This is a genomic window from Paraburkholderia sp. SIMBA_053 (assembly GCF_046534895.1).
GTDB classification, from domain to species: Bacteria; Pseudomonadota; Gammaproteobacteria; order Burkholderiales; family Burkholderiaceae; genus Paraburkholderia; species Paraburkholderia caledonica.
Genome location: NZ_JAWRXU010000439.1, coordinates 1 through 292, shown reverse-complemented (window position 1 = coordinate 292; position 292 = coordinate 1). Strand labels below are relative to the sequence as shown.

The following is a 292-nucleotide window of genomic DNA, read 5'->3' as shown; positions in this document are numbered from 1 at the left end:
TCGCCGATGATCCGGTCGATGCGCTGGCGAGGGTCGAGCGACGAATACGGGTCCTGGAAGACCGGCTGCATCTCGCGACGCAGTGCCTGCAGCTCGGGCCGTGAGAGCGTGTCGGTGTCCCGACCGTTCACGAGGATCGAGCCCGACGTCTTCGTCTCCAGACGCAGCAGCATCTTGGCGGCGGTCGACTTGCCGGAACCGGATTCGCCGACGATGGCCATCGTGGAGCCCTTGGGCACCTGGAAGGACATCTTGTCGACGGCCGTGAAATCGGTGGAACGGAAGCCGCTCC

The 292-nt window shown here is 65.4% G+C and carries 1 protein-coding gene; it reads right to left on the bottom strand.

Annotated features, from left to right (window positions below):
- The coding region (locus SB753_RS36330; protein WP_410804951.1) for an ATP-binding cassette domain-containing protein at positions 1–292 on the bottom strand (292 nt) is incomplete at both ends.